The sequence below is a fragment of the Microbacterium sp. cx-59 genome (assembly GCF_020805625.1).
Lineage (GTDB): Bacteria > Actinomycetota > Actinomycetes > Actinomycetales > Microbacteriaceae > Microbacterium.
Genome location: NZ_JAJHGO010000004.1, coordinates 255,990 through 273,686, shown reverse-complemented (window position 1 = coordinate 273,686; position 17,697 = coordinate 255,990). Strand labels below are relative to the sequence as shown.

At 68.9% G+C, this 17,697-nt stretch carries 17 protein-coding genes; 14 read left to right on the top strand and 3 right to left on the bottom strand.

Features of this window, described 5'->3' with window-relative positions; translation table 11 throughout:
- Positions 1-40 precede the first annotated feature (40 nt).
- A complete protein-coding gene (locus LMI96_RS04755; RefSeq protein ID WP_223721459.1) occupies positions 41-415 on the bottom strand; it encodes a GntR family transcriptional regulator in 375 nt (124 codons plus the stop codon).
- A 143-nt stretch (positions 416-558) separates the two neighbouring features.
- On the opposite strand from LMI96_RS04755, the gene murC reads away from it, so the two are divergent.
- The 9 genes from murC (at position 559) to LMI96_RS04710 (ending at position 8,760) form a co-directional block, all read left to right on the top strand.
- Positions 559-1,968, top strand: a complete 1,410-nt coding sequence (gene murC / locus LMI96_RS04750) for a UDP-N-acetylmuramate--L-alanine ligase (protein WP_228360648.1) — start codon at positions 559-561, stop codon at positions 1,966-1,968.
- A gap of 4 nt (positions 1,969-1,972) precedes the next feature.
- On the top strand, positions 1,973-3,076 hold the full coding sequence (locus LMI96_RS04745; RefSeq protein WP_228360647.1) for an FtsQ-type POTRA domain-containing protein: 1,104 nt from the start codon (positions 1,973-1,975) through the stop codon (positions 3,074-3,076).
- Between the two features lie 627 nt (positions 3,077-3,703).
- Complete coding sequence (gene ftsZ, locus LMI96_RS04740; RefSeq protein WP_228360646.1) at positions 3,704-4,861, top strand: cell division protein FtsZ; 1,158 nt, start codon at positions 3,704-3,706, stop codon at positions 4,859-4,861.
- A gap of 135 nt (positions 4,862-4,996) precedes the next feature.
- Positions 4,997-5,656 (top strand): YggS family pyridoxal phosphate-dependent enzyme, encoded by a 660-nt coding sequence (locus LMI96_RS04735; RefSeq protein ID WP_223721637.1) that lies wholly within the window; start codon positions 4,997-4,999, stop codon positions 5,654-5,656.
- Positions 5,657-5,689: 33 nt separating this feature from the next.
- A complete protein-coding gene (locus LMI96_RS04730) occupies positions 5,690-6,151 on the top strand; it encodes a cell division protein SepF (RefSeq protein ID WP_223721454.1) in 462 nt (153 codons plus the stop codon).
- A 6-nt stretch (positions 6,152-6,157) separates the two neighbouring features.
- Positions 6,158-6,457 (top strand): YggT family protein, encoded by a 300-nt coding sequence (locus LMI96_RS04725; protein ID WP_223721453.1) that lies wholly within the window; start codon positions 6,158-6,160, stop codon positions 6,455-6,457.
- An 89-nt stretch (positions 6,458-6,546) separates the two neighbouring features.
- Entirely contained in the window at positions 6,547-7,158 is a 612-nt protein-coding gene (locus LMI96_RS04720; RefSeq protein WP_223721452.1) for a DivIVA domain-containing protein, read from the top strand.
- An 8-nt stretch (positions 7,159-7,166) separates the two neighbouring features.
- Positions 7,167-7,838: a signal peptidase II gene (locus LMI96_RS04715; RefSeq protein WP_223721451.1), complete on the top strand. Its 672-nt coding sequence runs from the start codon at positions 7,167-7,169 to the stop codon at positions 7,836-7,838.
- Between the two features lies 1 nt (position 7,839).
- A complete protein-coding gene (locus LMI96_RS04710; RefSeq protein ID WP_228360645.1) occupies positions 7,840-8,760 on the top strand; it encodes an RluA family pseudouridine synthase in 921 nt (306 codons plus the stop codon).
- A 15-nt stretch (positions 8,761-8,775) separates the two neighbouring features.
- Here LMI96_RS04710 and LMI96_RS04705 read toward each other — a convergent pair whose 3' ends face one another.
- Entirely contained in the window at positions 8,776-9,246 is a 471-nt protein-coding gene (locus tag LMI96_RS04705; protein ID WP_223721449.1) for an NUDIX domain-containing protein, read from the bottom strand.
- A 153-nt stretch (positions 9,247-9,399) separates the two neighbouring features.
- On the opposite strand from LMI96_RS04705, the gene dnaE reads away from it, so the two are divergent.
- From dnaE to LMI96_RS04680, 5 genes are all read left to right on the top strand, one after another.
- Complete coding sequence (gene dnaE / locus LMI96_RS04700; protein ID WP_231341371.1) at positions 9,400-12,870, top strand: DNA polymerase III subunit alpha; 3,471 nt, start codon at positions 9,400-9,402, stop codon at positions 12,868-12,870.
- An 89-nt stretch (positions 12,871-12,959) separates the two neighbouring features.
- Complete coding sequence (locus LMI96_RS04695) at positions 12,960-14,045, top strand: hypothetical protein (RefSeq protein WP_223721447.1); 1,086 nt, start codon at positions 12,960-12,962, stop codon at positions 14,043-14,045.
- Between the two features lie 78 nt (positions 14,046-14,123).
- Positions 14,124-15,425, top strand: coding sequence for a histidinol dehydrogenase (hisD, locus tag LMI96_RS04690; protein WP_223721446.1), 1,302 nt, complete (start codon positions 14,124-14,126; stop codon positions 15,423-15,425).
- Positions 15,426-15,437: 12 nt separating this feature from the next.
- Positions 15,438-15,914, top strand: a complete 477-nt coding sequence (nrdR, locus tag LMI96_RS04685; protein WP_223721445.1) for a transcriptional regulator NrdR — start codon at positions 15,438-15,440, stop codon at positions 15,912-15,914.
- A 42-nt stretch (positions 15,915-15,956) separates the two neighbouring features.
- A complete protein-coding gene (locus LMI96_RS04680) occupies positions 15,957-16,991 on the top strand; it encodes a quinone-dependent dihydroorotate dehydrogenase (protein WP_228360644.1) in 1,035 nt (344 codons plus the stop codon).
- Positions 16,992-17,094: 103 nt separating this feature from the next.
- Here LMI96_RS04680 and LMI96_RS04675 read toward each other — a convergent pair whose 3' ends face one another.
- Positions 17,095-17,652, bottom strand: a complete 558-nt coding sequence (locus tag LMI96_RS04675; protein WP_374197463.1) for a DUF3043 domain-containing protein — start codon at positions 17,650-17,652, stop codon at positions 17,095-17,097.
- Positions 17,653-17,697 lie beyond the last annotated feature (45 nt).

The window sequence follows — 17,697 nt, the reverse complement described above, 5'->3', positions numbered from 1 at the left end:
ACGGCACGCGGCGCGGACGGCCCGCGGTCGCGGTCGGCGTTCAGTCGCGCGTGGCGTGCAGGGCCGCGGCCAGCAGCTCGCGGGCGTCGTCGTCGGTGAGTCCCAGCAGGCGGATGCGGGCGACGAAATCCGCGGCGGCCGCCTGCGCCTGCCGGAGGGCCGGGTCGGCGGCCAGGCTGACGAACGTACCGGCCCGGCCACGGGTCTCGATCACCCCGGTGCCCTCGAGCTCCCGATACGCCCGAGCGGCCGTGCCGGGCGCGATATCGAGGCGTTCGGCGAGCGCGCGGACCGTGGGGAGTCGCTCGCCGGGTGCCAGAGTGCCCGCCGCGATCGCCGCGATCACTCCCGACCGCAACTGCTCGAACGGCGCGACGGAGCTCGAGGAATCGATACGCAGGGGGAGAGGCGGCATCTGCCCAGTCTGGCGTGCATCGCCGCACGTCGCTGGCGCGGCGGCGGCGTCGACGGCTTGGGCGTCGCGGCGGACGATCCGCGAATCGGTCTGGGCGCGCCCTCGGCGATCGGCGACGCGAGCGAACCTAGACTTGTCGGGCCATGATCAGACCCGACCTCACCCTCCCCATCCCCGCCTCGATCGACGCGGCGCACTTCATCGGCATCGGGGGGTCCGGAATGTCGGGGCTCGCGCGCATGTTCCTCGCGCGGGGCATCCGCATATCGGGGTCGGACCGCGCCGATAGCGCGGTGCTGCGCGAGCTCGCCGCCGCCGGCGCGGACGTCCACATCGGCCACGACGCGGCGCATCTCGGTGACGCCGACACCGTGATCCACACCGGCGCGATCTGGCCCGAGAACCCCGAATACGTGACGGCGAAGGAGCGCGGCCTCGCCGTGATCCACCGGTCCCAGGCGCTGCACTGGCTGATCGGCGGACGCCGCCTCGTCGCCATCGCCGGCGCCCACGGCAAGACCACGTCGACCGGCATGGTCGTCACCGCGCTCAAAGCGCTCGGAACCGACCCGAACTTCGTGAACGGCGGGGTCGTCGCGCAGCTCGGAACCTCGAGCGGAACGGGCGCCGACGAGTTGTTCGTGATCGAAGCCGACGAGTCCGACGGCACGTTCCTCCTCTACGACACCTCGATCGCCCTCATCACCAACGTCGACCCCGATCACCTCGATCACTGGGGCTCCGACGACGCGTTCTACGACGGTTTCGCGCGGTTCGCGGATGCGGCCACCGAGGCCGTCGTGATCTCCGCCGACGACCCGGGTGCACGCGAAGTCACCGGCCGCCTCGGCCACGCGAACATCGTGCGCTTCGGCTTCGCCGCGGATGCCGACATCCGCATCACGGACGTCGTCACGGACGGACCGGTGTCGTTCGAGGTCGCGCGCGGCGACGAGCGCGCGCGTGTGCAGCTCGCCGTGCCCGGAGCACACAACGCGGTGAACGCGACGGGAGCGATCGCCGCTCTCGTGACCCTCGGTTTCGCGTTCGCGGATGCTGCGCGCGCCGTCGAGGGATTCGCGGGCACCGTCCGGCGGTTCGAACTGCACGGTGTCCGACGCGGGGTGAGCGTCTACGACGACTACGCCCACCATCCGACCGAGGTCGCGGCGGCGCTGTCGGCCGCTCGTACCGTCATCGGAGACGGCCGGTTGATCGCCGTGCACCAGCCGCACACGTATTCGCGCACCCAGCTGATGTCGGGAGAATTCGCGCACGTGCTCGAAGAACTCGCGGACCAGACCGTCGTGCTCGATGTCTACGGTGCCCGCGAAGATCCGATTCCGGGCGTCACGGGTGCACTCGTCCGCGATGCCTTCGTGGACGAGAGCCGCGTGCGGTTCGTCTCGGACTGGCAGGAGGCGGCCGAGTACACCGCGAACATTGCGCGCGAGGGTGACTTCGTCGTCACGCTCGGGTGTGGCGACGTGTACCGGATCATCCCGCAGGTGCTGACGGCCCTCGGTGAGTCCGCCGCGCCCGGGAGCCACTGAGACGATGCGCCGACCGTCGCCGCTTCCGCCGCCCGCGGGGGCATCCTCGTCCGGCGGCCGCGACGATTCCGCGCGCCGATCGGTCGAGCGCCGCACCGCCGCGGAGACTGCCCGCGGTGACGCCCGGGTGGATTCGCCCGACGCCGACGAACTCTTCGGAGCAGCTGGAGCCGCCGAGTCGGACTCCGATGTCGGTGCCGGGGCTGGCGATGACGCGGGGCTCGACGGGGACGCGCAGATCACGGCGCCGATCGCGCCGCTCGTGCTCCCACGGACGACGCCCGGCGCGAGCCCCGTCGACCCGGGCACCGGTCGCGCCGCGGGCGCGCCGACCGAGGCGGAGCCAGTGGGCATCCGGGACGTCTGGCGCGCCGCCCGCGCGCGGCGACGTGCTCTGCGCGCCGAGGTGCGCCGATTCACGGTGCGCCAGCGGCGGCGGCGGATGCTGTGGCTCGGTGTCGCCGCATCCCTCGTGATCGTGACGGTGGCAACCGTCGGCGCCGCCTACAGTCCGCTCTTCGCGGTCGAGCAGGTCGAGGTCGTCGGCACTCAGCAACTCGCGGCCGCCGACGTGCAGGAGGCGCTGTCGGGCCAGATCGGCACCCCGCTCGCTGCGATCGATGAATCTGCGATCAAGTCCGCGCTCGTTCAGTTCCCGCTCGTCGAGTCGTACACGGTCGAGGCGCGCCCGCCACACGAGCTGATCGTGCGGATCGTGGAACGCACGCCGGTCGGTGTGTTCTCGTCGGCGTCGGGCTACACGCTGGTCGATGCCGCCGGAGTTGCGCTGTCGACGACCCCGGACGCGCCCGCCGGCTACGCGATCATGGATGTCTCCGGCGGAGTCGGATCGCCCGCCTTCGCGGCCGCCGGTCGGGTGATGCGCACCCTGCCCGCCGATCTCCGTGCGCAGGTGACGGTGGTCACCGCATCCACGCCCGATGACGTGACGCTGACCCTCGGTGCGGCGAATGCGAAGGTGGTGTGGGGGAGCGCGGACGACTCTGCGCAGAAGGCCCGTGTGCTGCAGGCGCTGATGGTCGCGCGCCCCGCCGACACCGTTTCGGAGTACGACGTGTCCTCGCCCGAGGCCGGCGTCGTCCGCTGACCTGCACCCTTGCTCCCTGCGCCGCGCTCCCTGCTCCGCGCTCCCTGCTCCGCTCCACTCTCGCGCCCCGCCTCGCTCCCCGCTCTCGCGCTCCCCGCCTCGCTCCCGCTCTCGCGCTCCGCTTTCGCGCTCCGCCTCGCTCCCTGCTCCGCTCTGGCGCGACTTCTGCGCGCTACGGGCTGCTCACGTGTCGCAATCTGTCGTCCACAGCAGCCGATTGCGCCACGTGAGCACCTTCCTGCTGCGTTCACGTGTCGCAATCCGCTCGCACGGCAACCGATTGCGCCACGTGAGCACCTTCCTGCTGCTGAGCACCCTCGTGCTGGGCTCACGTGTCGCAATCTGTCGGGCACGGCGGCCGATTGCGACAGGTGAGCACGTTCGTGCGGCGCTCGCGTGGCGCAATCGGTCGGGCGCGGGCGGGGGCGCGGATGGCGACACGTGAGCACCGGGGGTGCCAATTCGTGCGCGACTTGGGCGACACGCCCAGGATGCGCGGGGTCGGCGGGGTGGCGCCGCATACCTTCAAGTCAGGAATTGCATACCGGGTAATTCTTTAAACTTCTAGCTGAGGTTTAAAGTTCAGCCTCGGTTCCACAGCGGGTTCGGGATGAGACGGAGGCCGGCATGAGCCAGAACCAGAACTACCTTGCGGTTATCAAGGTCGTTGGAGTGGGCGGTGGCGGCGTGAATGCTGTCAACCGCATGATCGAGTTGGGTCTGCGAGGTGTGGAGTTCATCGCGGTGAACACCGACGCGCAGGCTCTTCTCATGAGCGACGCGGACGTCAAGCTCGACGTCGGACGCGAGCTGACCCGCGGACTCGGCGCTGGCGCCGACCCCGAGGTCGGCCGTCGCGCGGCGGAAGACCACGCGGAGGAGATCGAGGAAGCGCTCGCGGGCGCCGACATGGTCTTCGTCACCGCGGGTGAGGGTGGCGGTACCGGAACCGGTGGCGCTCCCGTCGTCGCGCGGATCGCGAAATCGATCGGTGCACTCACGATCGGTGTGGTCACCAAGCCGTTCTCCTTCGAAGGCCGCCGTCGTCAGAGCCAGGCCGAGGCGGGCGTGACCAAGCTGAAAGAAGAGGTCGACACCCTCATCGTGGTGCCGAACGATCGTCTTCTGGAGATCAGCGACCGCGGGATCTCGATGATCGAGGCCTTCGCGACCGCCGACCAGGTGCTGCTCGCCGGTGTTCAGGGAATCACCGATCTGATCACGACGCCCGGTCTGATCAACCTCGACTTCGCCGACGTGAAGTCGGTGATGCAGGGGGCGGGGTCCGCGCTCATGGGCATCGGCTCGGCGCGCGGCGCCGATCGCGCCATCAAGGCCGCCGAGCTCGCGGTCGAGTCGCCCCTTCTGGAAGCCTCGATCGAGGGCGCGCACGGCGTGCTGCTCTCGATCCAGGGTGGCTCCAACCTCGGAATCTTCGAGATCAACGATGCCGCGCAGCTGGTGAAGGAAGCCGCGCACCCGGAGGCCAACATCATCTTCGGTACGGTCATCGACGACACTCTCGGCGACGAGGTGCGCGTCACGGTCATCGCCGCCGGTTTCGACAGCGGAGAGCCGACTCCCCGCCTCGAGCCCGTGCTGCAGGCGCGCCCGGCGGTCAACCCGCTGACCACGCCCGACCCGGCCCCGATCGCCGAGAAGCCTGCGCCGCCCGTGCCCGTCGAGAAGCCGGTGGCCGTGCCGGTCGCGGCGAACGCCGAGCCGACGTCGTACGACTCCGCCTTCGGTGATGACGACCTCGACATCCCGGACTTCCTCAAGTAGGTCCGAGACACCCACGCGGGCGAGCCCGCCGGCCAGGTCGTCGGCGGGCTCGCCCGCACCACATCCCGCCCGTTCCGCCCCGCAGGAGGATCCGTGACCGACGCACCGAGCGCGCCGCTCTCCGAGCGTCTCGCGATGATCGACGAGCGGATCGCCGACGCCGCCCGGGCGGCCGGCCGGAACGCCGATGACATCACCCGCATCGTGGTGACCAAGTTCCACCCCGCGTCGCTCGTCGATGAGCTCTCCGCTCTCGGGGTCGGTGACGTCGGTGAGAATCGCCAGCAGGAACTCTCCGCGAAAGTGGGCGAGGTGCGGCCCGCGGGCCCGCTTCGCTGGCACTTCATCGGTCAGGCGCAGACGAACAAGGCGCGCGCCGTGCGTGCCGCTGCATCCGTCGTCCATACGGTCGACCGTGCCCGGTTGGCGGATGCTCTCGATCGGGCCGCCGAGCCGAGCGACGATCCGCTCGATGTGCTCGTGCAGGTCAACCTCACGGACGACGCGGACCGCGGGGGAGTCTCGCCCGAGGGGCTCGACGCCCTCGCCGCGCACGTCGCCGGATGCCGCACCCTTCGCCTCCGCGGGATCATGGCCGTCGCCCCCCTCGACGAAGAGCCCGCCCGAGCGTTCGCCCGGCTGCACGGCTACGCAGAACGACTGCGCGCGATCGTTCCCGACGCGCGCTGGATCTCTGCCGGAATGACCGGCGATTTCATCGAGGCGATCGACGCAGGCGCGACACACCTGCGGATCGGCTCGGCAATAACGGGTCCGCGCCCCTTGCGCGGATAGCCTCGAACTGACGAGCAGCAAACGGAGGATGCGATGTCGAACCCGCTGAAGAAGACCATGGTGTACCTGGGCCTCGCCGACGAGGAAGAGGTCTACGAGGAGCCGGCTCCCACGCGCGTGCGCAAGAGCGAGCAGGCCGTCGAGAAGGTCGCTGCGCCGATCACGCCGCTGCATCGTCCGGCGGTCGTGCGTCAGCCCGCCGTGGGTGCGGTCACCGAGATCCTCACGGTGCACCCGAAGCAGTACCGCGACGCGCAGATCATCGCGGAGAACTTCCGCGATGGCGTGCCGGTCATCATCAACCTCTCGCAGATGAGCGACGCCGACGCGCGTCGGCTGATCGACTTCGCGAGCGGGCTCTCCCTGGGTCTCTACGGGCGTATCGAGCGCGTGACCAGCAAGGTCTTCCTGCTGTCGCCGGAGAACGTCGCGGTGTCGGGAGACGGAGCGGTCGCTCAGGCCGATCCTGAGGCCGCCCCCTTCACTCAGCCGTAATCGATCGTGGAGATCGTCCGCCTCGTCGCATCGGTAGCGAACGTCCTGCTGTTGATCTACGTGCTGGTGCTGCTCGGGCGCCTGATCCTCGATTACATTCCCATCTTCAACCGTGAGTGGCGTCCCCGTGGCGTGGGACTCGTGGCCGCAGAACTCGTCTACACGGTCACGGACCCGCCCATCAGGCTGCTCCGTCGCTTCATCCCCCCGCTCCGCATCGGGCCGGTCGCGATCGATTTCGCGTTCGCCCTTACGATGCTGATCTGCTTCGTCCTGCTGTCGGTGACGCGGTCCCTCGCGGGCTGATTCGTCCCCGACTATGCTGTTCGAAGCGGCCCGTCCGCGGGCATCCCCCTGATATCGGCATGCCGCCACGCCCCGAAAGAGGAATCATCATGGCATTGACTCCGGATGACGTCGTCACCAAGCAGTTTCAGCACGTTCGCTTCAAAGAGGGTTTCGACCCCGACGAGGTCGACGACTTCCTCGACGAGATCGTCGTCGAGTGGCGCAAGACGATCGCCGAGAACGACGAACTGAAGGCGAAGCTCGCCGCGTTCGAGTCCGGTGACGCGACTCCCGCCGAGGCACCCGCGAAGGCGCCCGAGGTCGAAGAGGTCGTCGTCGAAGAGGCCGTCGTCGAGACGCCCGCCCCGGCTCCTGTGTCGAGTGAGGGCGGCACCGCCCAGACGGCCGGAATCATCGAGCTCGCTCAGCGTCTGCACGACGAGCACGTCGCCGACGGCAAGGCGCAGCGCGACCAGCTCATCTCCGACGCTCAGGCGCAGGCCGCATCCATCGTCGCCGAGGCCGAGGCCAAGGGTCGCGAAGAGATGGCCCGCCTCGACAAGGAGCGCACCGTTCTCGAGAGCCGCATCACCGAGCTCCGTCAGTTCGAGCGCGACTACCGCTCGCAGCTGCGCGGTTTCATCGAGGGCCACCTGCGTGACCTCGAGTCCTCCTCGAGCGGTACCGGCAACACCCCGGTCTCGGCTATCGGCCTCTAGGTCGGCCGTTGACGGCTCGACCCCCTTTGCGGACGGCGGCGGCCGGCGTCATCATCGCCTCTCTGGCGGTGCTGGTGCTGGCCGCCGACCAGTTCGCGAAGTTCCTTGCAATCGCCTTCCTGCCCAGTGAGCAGGCCGTTCCTGTCATCGGGGACGCGTTGGTCTTCTACCTGATCCGCAATCCGGGCGCCGCATTCTCGTTTGGTGAGAGCGTGACCTGGGTCTTCACGATCGCCCTCGCCGCGGTCGCCATCGCCATCGTGATCATGGCGCGGCGTATCCACTCGCGTGCGTGGGCCGTGATCCTCGGACTTCTGCTCGGCGGAGTGCTGGGCAACCTGACCGATCGGCTTCTTCGCGCACCGGGATTCGCCGTCGGTCATGTCGTCGACTTCATCTCGACACCGTGGATGATGCCGGCGATCTACAACGTCGCCGACATGTTCATCGTGACGATGATGATCGGCGTCGCCATCCTCGTGCTGATCGGACTGCGGTTCGACGGCACGCGTGACCGCGCGTCCACTTCGACGGATGCGGATGCCTCCGACGCCCCGCCCGAGGGCGACTCCGACGCAGCCACAGACCCCGCAGTTGTTGATGCGCGCGACCCGCTCTTCCCCGTTGCAGACCCGGATGCGGGCGCCCCGCCGCGTGCGGACGAACCGCGCCGGACCTGACGTGGAATCGCGTTCGCTTCCCGTCCCGGACGGGCTCGAGGGCGTCCGGGTGGATGCCGCCCTCGCGAAGCTGCTGGGGTTCTCCCGCACCTTCGCCGCGGATGTCGCCGATGCCGGCGGGGTGACCCTCGACGGTCGCGGCCTGGGCCGGTCGGATCGGCTCCGCGCGGGCGGGTGGTTGTCGGTCGAATGGACCCCGAAGCGGGAACCGGAGATCGTTCCGATGGCCGTGCCCGATCTCGGCATCGCCTACGACGACGATGACATCGTCGTCGTCGACAAGCCGGCGGGAGTTGCGGCGCATCCGTCGCTCGGATGGGACGGGCCGACGGTGCTCGGCGCTCTCGCGGCGGCCGGCTTCCGTATCGCGACCACCGGTGCTGCCGAGCGCCAGGGGGTCGTGCATCGGCTCGACGTCGGCACGAGCGGTCTCATGGTGGTGGCGAAGACGGAGTCGGCGTACACCGCGCTCAAGCATGCGTTCAAAGAACGCGAGGTGGAGAAGATCTACCACACGGTGGTGCAGGGGCATCCTGACCCGCTCGCGGGCACGATCGACGCCCCGATCGGGCGCAGCCCCTCGCACTCGTGGAAGTTCGCGGTGCGGCCCGAGGGCAAGGACTCGGTCACCCACTACGAGACGCTCGAGGCGTTCCGCGGCGCTGCGCTGCTCGAGGTGCACCTCGAGACGGGGCGCACACATCAGATCCGCGTGCACATGGCGGCGCACCGCCATCCCTGTGTCGGCGACCCGCTGTATGGGGCCGACCCGACGATCGCGGCCAAGCTCGGCCTGACCCGGCAGTGGCTGCACGCGCATCAGCTGGGTTTCACGCATCCCGCCACGCGTGAGAGCGTCACCTTCACTTCGGCCTACCCGGCCGACCTGGCGCACGCGCTCGAGGTGCTCCGCGGGGACTGAACGCGTCTCGTCGGTTCAGCGTCCGCCCTCGAAGCGGGTCGGTCCGTCTTCGCGCGCCGCGGCGATGCGCGCGCGCATCTCGTCGGAGACGCCCTGCAGGTCATCGAGCGGGTACCAGCCCACCTCGGTCATCTCGCCGTCTGCCGGGTACGGCTCGCCCTCGATCCAACTGCACCCGAAGGTGAGATCGAGGTAGTCGCTCTGGTCGCCGTTCTCGTAGGTGACCCGAGGGATCTGGTGCACCCAGGCCAGGCGATCGACGCGGATGCGGACGCCCGCCTCCTCCTCGGCCTCGCGCACGGCGGCCGTCGCGGGCTCCTCGCCGGGGTCGATGATGCCCGTGATCGGCGTCAGTGCGCCGTTGTCGCTCCGCCGCCCCAGGAGTACCTCGCCGCCTCGGATGATGACGGCGGTCACACCGCTGAGGGGGAGCGGGCGGGTGCCCACGAAGCGGCGCAGGTCGAGGACGAAGTCGGGTGTGGGCATGGCCTCGACGCTAGCGGAGCAGGGGGCGACGCCGCATCCGTCCGCGCCGCCGCACGCGACTCGCCGACCGGGGCGAGTGTCGGAGTCCGAACGTAGACTCGACGAGTGGCAGCCGACTCTTTCGCTCATCTGCACGTGCACAGCGAGTACTCGATGCTCGACGGGGCGGCCCGGATCGGGCCGATGGTGCAAGAGGCCGCGCGTCTCGGGATGCCGGCCATCGCCGTCACCGACCACGGCAACACCTTCGCCGCGTACGAGTTCTACAAGACGGCCAAAGCCGAGGGCATCAACCCGATCATCGGCATCGAGGCCTACGTCACGCCGGGGACGCACCGCTCCGACAAGTCCCGCGTGCGCTGGGGCGGTCCCGAGCAGTCGAGCGACGACGTGTCGGGGTCGGGCGCGTACACGCACATGACCCTGTGGTCGCAGACGAGCGGCGGCATGCACAACCTGTTCCGCCTCTCATCCCGGGCCAGCATCGAGGGCTACTACTTCAAGCCGCGCATGGACCGCGAGCTGCTGCAGACCTATTCCGGTGGCCTCATCGCGACGACCGGATGCCCCTCGGGCGAGGTGCAGACCCGCCTCCGCCTGGGTCAGTACGATGCCGCGCGCGCGGCGGCCGCGGAGTTCCAAGACATCTTCGGCAAAGAGAACTACTTCGCCGAGATCATGGATCACGGGCTGTCCATCGAACGCCGGGTGATGACCGATCTGCTGCGTATTTCGAAGGACCTCGACATTCCGCTGGTCGCGACGAACGACTCGCACTACACGCATCAGCACGACTCGACGAGCCACGCCGCGCTTCTCTGCGTGCAGTCCGGCTCGACCCTCGATGACCCGAAGCGGTTCAAGTTCGACGGCGACGGGTACTACATCAAGTCGCCGGCGGAGATGCGCCAGATCTTCCGTGATCACCCCGAGGCCTGCGACAACACGCTGCTCATCGCCGAGCGGTGCCAGGTCGAGTTCAACACCGAGGCGAACTACATGCCCCGGTTCCCGGTGCCGGATGGCGAGACCGAGGAATCCTGGTTCGTGAAAGAAGTCGAGAAGGGTCTCGAGTTCCGCTACCCGGCGGGGATCCCCGACACCGTCCGCGCGCAGGCCGAGTACGAGACCGGCGTCATCGTGCAGATGGGATTCCCGGGTTACTTCCTGGTCGTCGCCGACTTCATCAACTGGGCCAAAGACAACGGCATCCGCGTCGGGCCGGGGCGTGGTTCCGGTGCCGGTTCGATGGCCGCCTACGCGATGCGCATCACCGACCTCGATCCGCTGCAGCACGGCCTGATCTTCGAGCGGTTCCTGAACCCCGACCGTGTGTCGATGCCCGACTTCGACGTCGACTTCGACGACCGCCGTCGCGGCGAGGTCATCCAGTACGTGACCGAGAAGTACGGCGACGAACGCGTCGCGCAGATCGTCACCTACGGCACGATCAAGGCGAAGCAGGCGCTGAAGGACGCGGGTCGTGTGCTCGGCTTCCCGTTCAGCATGGGCGACAAGCTGACCAAGGCGATGCCCCCCGCGGTGATGGGAAAAGACATGCCGTTGGACGGCATGTTCAACCGCGATCACCCGCGCTACAAAGAGGCATCCGAGTTCCGCACTCTGATCGAGACCGATCCCGAGGCGAAGACCGTGTTCGACACGGCCGTCGGCCTCGAGAACCTGAAGCGGCAGTGGGGCGTTCACGCGGCCGGCGTCATCATGTCCAGCGACCCGCTGATCGACATCATCCCGATCATGCGCCGCGAACAGGACGGCCAGATCGTCACCCAGTTCGACTACCCCGCGTGCGAGTCGCTCGGCCTCATCAAGATGGACTTCCTGGGGCTGCGCAACCTCACGATCATCAACGACGCGGTCGACAACATCGAGGCCAACCGCGGCGAGAAGCTCGTTCTGGAAGACCTCACCCTCGACGATCAGGCCTCGTACGATCTGCTCTCGCGCGGCGACACGCTCGGCGTGTTCCAACTCGACGGCGGGCCGATGCGATCGCTCCTCCGGCTCCTGAAGCCCGACAACTTCGAAGACATCTCGGCGGTCATCGCGCTGTATCGTCCGGGTCCGATGGGCGCCAACTCGCACATCAACTACGCGCTGCGCAAGAACGGCCAGCAAGAGATCACCCCGATCCACCCCGAGTTCAAGGAGTCGCTCGCGGAGATCCTGAACACCAGCTACGGCCTGATCATCTATCAAGAGCAGGTCATGGCGATCGCACAGAAGGTCGCCGGGTTCAGCCTCGGCCAGGCCGACATCCTGCGCCGGGCGATGGGTAAGAAGAAGAAGTCCGAGCTCGACAAGCAGTTCGCCGGGTTCCAGGCCGGTATGCACGCGAACGGCTACTCCGATGAAGCGGTGCAGAAGCTCTGGGAGATCCTGCTGCCGTTCTCCGACTATGCCTTCAACAAGGCGCACTCGGCCGCCTACGGGTTGGTCTCCTACTGGACGGCCTACCTCAAGGCGCACTATCCCGCGGAGTACATGGCGGCGCTCCTGACGAGCGTGGGGGACTCCAAAGACAAGATGGCGGTGTACCTGAACGAGTGCCGCCGGATGGGGATCCGGGTGCTGCCTCCGGACGTGGGGGAGTCCATCCGGTACTTCGCCGCCGTCGGGGAAGACATCCGCTTCGGCCTCGGCGCCGTGCGCAACGTCGGCGCCAACGTCGTCGACGGGATCATCGCCGCGCGTGCCGATGACAGCTTCGTCAGTTTTCACGACTTCCTGACGAAGGTGCCGCTGCACGTCGCCAACAAGCGCACGATGGAATCCTTGATCAAAGCGGGTGCATTCGACTCGCTCGGATCGACCCGTCGGGCGCTCCTCGAGATCCACGAGGACGCGACCGAGGCGGCCGTCGAGACCAAGCGGAAGGCCGCGACTGGCGCGATCGGGTTCGACTTCGACAGCCTCTACGACGAGGCCGAAGAGATCATGCCGGCCAAGGTGCCCGAGCGACCCGAGTGGACCAAGAAAGACAAGCTGGCGTTCGAGCGCGAGATGCTCGGGCTCTACGTGTCCGATCATCCGCTCGCCGGGCTCGAGATCCCGCTCGCGAAGCACGCCTCGATCGGCATCCACGACCTGCTGGCCGCAGAAGACATCGCCGACGGCGATCAGGTGACCGTGGCCGGGCTCGTCACGAGCGTGCAGCACCGGGTGGCGAAGGCGAGCGGCAACCCCTACGGCATGATCACCGTCGAAGACTTCAACGGCGAGATCACCGTGATGTTCATGGGCAAGACCTACACGGAGTTCCAGTCGCAACTCGTCGCGGACTCGATCATGGTCGTCCGCGGGCGGGTATCGCGGCGCGATGACGGCATGAACCTGCACGCGCAGAGCTGTTTCTCGCCCGATCTCGGGGCGGTGGACGCCTCCAGCGACCTCGTGCTCGTCGTTCCCGAGCAGCGGGCGACCCAGTCGGTGGTCGAAGACCTCGCGGCGGTGCTCGCCCGCCACCGCGGTGACACCGAAGTCGTCCTGAAGCTGCACCGCGATGGCATCGCGAAGGTCTTCGAGGTTCCGCATCCGGTGACCGTCAGCGCCGATCTCTTCGGCGACCTGAAGGGACTTCTCGGCCCGAACTGCCTCGGCTGAGCCTGCCATGGTCGCGGTGGCCTGCCGCGATTAGTATCGAACCCGACCTCCCCCCGGCCCGATCGGGCCCGCGCCCGGAAGGATGCGACATGACCGATGACCACACCCCGGCGAACTCCGTGACGGAGTTCGACCCCGATGCCCCCGAGCACGACGCGTCGCACGACGTCTCGGCTCCCCGCGACGACGCCGCTCTGCAAGACGGTGCCGTGCCCGAGACGTCCGCGACAGAGACGGCGGAACCGCCGCAGTACGGGGTCGGACCGTTCTCGATCCGCGAGGTCGTCCTCGCCGGGATCTGGGCGCTCGGGTTCCTCTTCTCCTTCTTCTCGATCTTCTCGCCGGGTTTCGAATCGGTCTGGACGAGCGGGCTCACGTGGGTGCTCACGATCGGCACGCCCACCGTCGCCGTCTTCCTGATCGTGCTCCGTCGCCTGTCGCCGGGCGGCATCCGGCGCGTCGGATCGCTCGGTATCGACCAGTTCGCGTCCGTCGCGTTCTCGGTCTCCGCCGTGCTCTGGCTGCAGATGGTCTGGGCATCCGTCACCTCGCTCGCCGACAACGGCGTCACCCCCTACAGCTGGGTGGTGTGGGTCGAGCTCGTGCTGATGACCGCCGGCGTCGTCTTCACCGTGTTCGCCCCCTTCGTGCCCGGGATCGGTGAGGACTTCCGTTACCGCGCAGAGATCGTCGCGCACCGGAACGCCCGGCCGCTGCGCCCCGTGACCGTACGCCCGGCGGCACCTCGCCCGGTGCGTCAGCCCGCTCCGTCTCCGGCTCCCGCGCCCGCTCCCGAGTACGCGACGGGCGCATACCCGGCCGCGGACAACGCGACGGGCGCTCAGCCGGCGTTCGCCGCGACGCAGGAGAACGCCACGGCCGTGTACGACACGGGCGAGTTCCGCCCCTTCGGCGACGCGTTCGTCGAGACCGGCGCTCAGCAGACCATCGACCCGGATCCCGAGCCCGTCGCCGAGCCCGCCGCGCAGCAGCCGTTCTGGGCGCTCGCTCCGGTCGAACGCGAAGTGCTCGACGAGCGCGGCGCACCGTTGTTCGTCATCGGACCGACAGCGTGGGCGCTCGTGATCGAGGATCGCGGCGAAGTGTTCGTCGTGCGCCACGAGGATGGTCGCATCGGTTACCTGCACGACGTCACGGACGTGACGCGCGGCTGACCCGCGAACCTGCGAACGCGGCGGCCCGGGGCGACCCGGCCGCCGCGTTCCCGTGTGCGCAGCCGGTAGCCTGGACGGATGCTCCGCACCATCGATCTCCGCGGCCGCACGCTCTCTGCGGCCGAGCTGCTGGCCGCCGTTCCGCGGGCCGGCGTCGCCCGCGACACCGCTCTCACGACCGCTGCCGAGATCGTCCGTGATGTCGCGCTTCGCGGCGAGGCCGCCGTACGCGAGCAGGCCGAGCGATTCGACGGTGTGTCGGGTCACGCGATCCGCGTTCCGAGCGTCTATCTCGATGAGGCACTCGACACACTGGATGCCGGTGTCCGTGCGGCGCTCGAAGAAGCGATCACCCGCGTGCGTGCCGCATCCGCCGCCCAGGTACCACCCGCGGTCGTGACCGAGCTCGCCCCCGGTGCCCGCATCACTCAGCGCTGGCAGCCGGTGCGCCGCGTCGGGGTATACGTGCCGGGTGGCAAAGCGGTCTACCCGTCGAGCGTGATCATGAACGTCGTGCCCGCCCAGGTGGCGGGCGTCGACGTCGTCGCGCTCGCCTCGCCGCCGCAGCGCGACCAGGACGGTCGCATCCACCCGACGATCCTGGCCGCGGCGCGTCTCCTCGGCATCGACGAGGTCTACGCCATGGGCGGCGCGGGGGCCATCGGTGCCTTCGCCTACGGGATCGATGCGCTCGGCCTCGATCCGGTCGACGTCGTCACGGGCCCCGGCAACAACTTCGTCGCGGCCGCCAAACGGGCCGTCGCCGGTGTGGTCGGCACCGACTCGGAAGCAGGCGCGAGCGAGATCCTCATCGTCGCCGACGAGACCGCCGATGCGGGAATCGTCGCGGCCGACCTGATCAGTCAGGCCGAGCACGACGAGCAGGCGTCGTCCGTTCTCGTCACCACTTCGCCGGAGCTCGCCGACGCGGTGCGCGTCGAACTCGCGGCACGTGTCGCGCGGACGCGCCACTCGGTGCGCGTGACGGCCGCCTTCGACGGGCCGCAGTCGGCGATCGTGCTCGTCGACGACCTCGCGCAGGCGACGGCCTTCAGCAACGCCTACGCACCCGAGCACCTCGAACTTCATCTCGCCGATCCGCGGCCCGAGACTTTCGTGAACGCCGGCGCGGTGTTTGTCGGAGACCAGACGCCCGTGAGTCTCGGCGACTACCTCGCCGGCAGTAACCACGTGCTGCCGACCGGGGGACAGGCGCGGTACGCACCCGGATTGTCTGCCGCCACGTTCCTCCGTCCCCAGCAGGTCATCGAATACGACCGCGCGGCGCTGGCCGAGGTGCGCGACGCGATCGTGACTCTCGCCCAGGCGGAAGCGCTTCCCGCGCACGGCGAGGCCGTCGACGCCCGTTTCGAGAGTTAACCTGTCGCTGCCATGCATTGCCCTTTCTGTCGCCATCCCGATTCCCGTGTCATCGATTCGCGCACGAGCGACGACGGTCTCAGCATCCGTCGTCGTCGTCAGTGCCCCGAATGCGGAGGGCGTTTCTCGACGATCGAGACCGCGAGCCTGAACGTCATCAAGCGTTCGGGGGTGATCGAGCCCTTCAGTCGCGAGAAGGTCATGTCGGGCGTGCGCAAAGCGTGTCAGGGGCGACCGGTCACCGACGCCGACCTGGCTTTCCTCGCGCAGCGCGTCGAAGAGGCCGTGCGGCAGACGGGTTCGTCGCAGATCGACACCAACGAGATCGGGCTGGCCATCCTCGGCCCGCTCCGCGAGCTGGATGAGGTCGCGTTCCTGCGCTTCGCGAGCGTCTACCAGGCCTTCGACTCGCTGGAGGACTTCGAAGCGTCGATCAGCCAGCTGCGGGAGGACCGCGCGCGGCGACTGTCGGCCGAGCCCGCGGACTGACGCGCCGAAGAGCGAGGCCGCACGGCGGTAACCTGGGCAGCGATGTATCCGCTCATGTTCCGCCACGTCCTCTCCCGCATGGACCCGGAGACGGCTCACCACGCCGCCGTCCTCGTGATCCGGATGCTGGCATTCCCGCCGTTCTCCTGGGCGGCCCGCGCCCTCACGAAGCCCGACCCGGCGCTCCGCACCCGCGCCCTCGGGCTCGAGTTCGCGTCTCCGTTCGGTGTCGCGGCCGGGTTCGACAAGAACGGCGTCGCCGCCGCGGGGCTGCACTCCCTCGGGTTCGGTCACGTCGAGGTGGGCACCATCACGGCAGTCCCGCAGGAGGGAAATCCTCGCCCGCGACTGTTCCGCCTCATCCCAGACCGTGCGGTCATCAACCGGATGGGGTTCAACAACGACGGAGCGGCCGCTGCCGTCGTGCGGCTGCAGAAGCTCCGCCGCCGTTCCCGGCGCGCGGTGCTCGGCGTCAACATCGGCAAGAGCCGAGTCGTCAATGTGGCGGACGCGACCGACGACTACGTGCGGAGCACGCGACTGCTCGCGCCGCTCGCGGACTATCTCGTCGTCAACGTGTCGTCGCCCAACACGCCTGGGCTGCGGGGGCTGCAGGCGATCGAGACGCTTCGCCCGCTGCTGGAGGCGGTGCACGCGGCATCCGGATCCACTCCGCTCCTCGTGAAGTTCGCCCCCGACCTCGAGGACGATGAGATCCGAGCCGTCGCGCGTTTGGCCGTCGAGCTGGGGCTGGCCGGAGTCATCGCGACGAACACCACGATCTCCCGCGCGGGGCTCCGCACCTCCGACGCCGTCGTCGAGGCCGCGGGCGCGGGCGGTCTCTCCGGGGCGCCGCTCAAGGGACGAGCCCTCGAGGCGCTCCGTCTGGTGCGAGCCGTCGTCCCGGCCGAGTTCTGCGTGATCTCCGCCGGCGGTGTCGAGACGAGCACCGACGTGCAGGAGCGACTCGCCGCCGGCGCGACGCTCGTGCAGGGGTACACGGCATTCCTCTACCGCGGCCCGCTCTGGGCGCGTCAGATCAACCGCGGCCTCGCCGCCGCATCCGCCCGGCGCTGAAAAAACCGCGAGACCGCAGTCCCTCGGCGAGACAGTGGCTCGAAGCCGATGTCTCGCCGCGAAATTGCAGTCTCGCGGGTATGGGCGATGGGGGCGCGTGCGCTCAGGCGGGGCGCTGGCCGCGCTTCACCTGCGCCTTGGGCTCGCGCATGAAGCGCATCTGCACCGTGCGCATCGCGCCGTACCAGCCGAGCCCGCGTTCGACGCGGTCCTCGCCGAACTTGGCGCGGGTCGCCTTCTTCACGCGGAACGACGTGAGCACCATGTCGAGCACCGCGACGACGATAAAGACCCAGAGCAGCACGTACGAGTAGAACTGCAGGAACGGGATGTTGACGAACATCAGCAGCAGCACGACGACCATCACGGGCATCACCATCTCGGCGATGTGCCAGCGCGAGTCGACGTAGTCACGGACGAAGCGCCGCTGCGGCCCCTTGTCGCGCGGCTGCATGTAGCGCTCGTCGCCGGCGGCCCGACCGATCCGCGCCTTCTCGCGCTGGGCAGCGAGCTCGGCGCGGGCGCGCGCCTTCGCCTCTTTGGTGTCGGCGACCAGGGGACGCTTGCGTGCGGCTTCCTGCTCGGCGCGGCTGGGCGTCGGGCGCCCCTTGCCGCTCGCGGAAGTGGGCTCGGCGTCGAGCGGAGCGGAGTCAGCGGTGATCTTGGCCACGGGAGTTCCCTCGGGAAGCGGATGGGGGTTCGACTT

Excerpts from the sequence above, each read along its gene's own strand:
- LMI96_RS04730 (WP_223721454.1), top strand. The coding sequence starts at position 5,690 with ATGTCGAACCCGCTGAAGAAGACCATGGTGTACCTGGGCCTCGCCGAC.
- nrdR (WP_223721445.1), top strand. The coding sequence starts at position 15,438 with ATGCATTGCCCTTTCTGTCGCCATCCCGATTCCCGTGTCATCGATTCG.
- LMI96_RS04735 (WP_223721637.1), top strand. The coding sequence starts at position 4,997 with ATGATCGACGAGCGGATCGCCGACGCCGCCCGGGCGGCCGGCCGGAAC.
- murC (WP_228360648.1), top strand. The coding sequence starts at position 559 with ATGATCAGACCCGACCTCACCCTCCCCATCCCCGCCTCGATCGACGCG.
- LMI96_RS04695 (WP_223721447.1), top strand. The coding sequence starts at position 12,960 with ATGACCGATGACCACACCCCGGCGAACTCCGTGACGGAGTTCGACCCC.
- LMI96_RS04705 (WP_223721449.1), bottom strand. The coding sequence starts at position 9,246 with ATGCCCACACCCGACTTCGTCCTCGACCTGCGCCGCTTCGTGGGCACC.
- hisD (WP_223721446.1), top strand. The coding sequence starts at position 14,124 with ATGCTCCGCACCATCGATCTCCGCGGCCGCACGCTCTCTGCGGCCGAG.
- LMI96_RS04720 (WP_223721452.1), top strand. The coding sequence starts at position 6,547 with ATGGCATTGACTCCGGATGACGTCGTCACCAAGCAGTTTCAGCACGTT.
- LMI96_RS04680 (WP_228360644.1), top strand. The coding sequence starts at position 15,957 with ATGTATCCGCTCATGTTCCGCCACGTCCTCTCCCGCATGGACCCGGAG.
- dnaE (WP_231341371.1), top strand. The coding sequence starts at position 9,400 with ATGCTCGACGGGGCGGCCCGGATCGGGCCGATGGTGCAAGAGGCCGCG.
- LMI96_RS04745 (WP_228360647.1), top strand. The coding sequence starts at position 1,973 with ATGCGCCGACCGTCGCCGCTTCCGCCGCCCGCGGGGGCATCCTCGTCC.
- LMI96_RS04755 (WP_223721459.1), bottom strand. The coding sequence starts at position 415 with ATGCCGCCTCTCCCCCTGCGTATCGATTCCTCGAGCTCCGTCGCGCCG.
- ftsZ (WP_228360646.1), top strand. The coding sequence starts at position 3,704 with ATGAGCCAGAACCAGAACTACCTTGCGGTTATCAAGGTCGTTGGAGTG.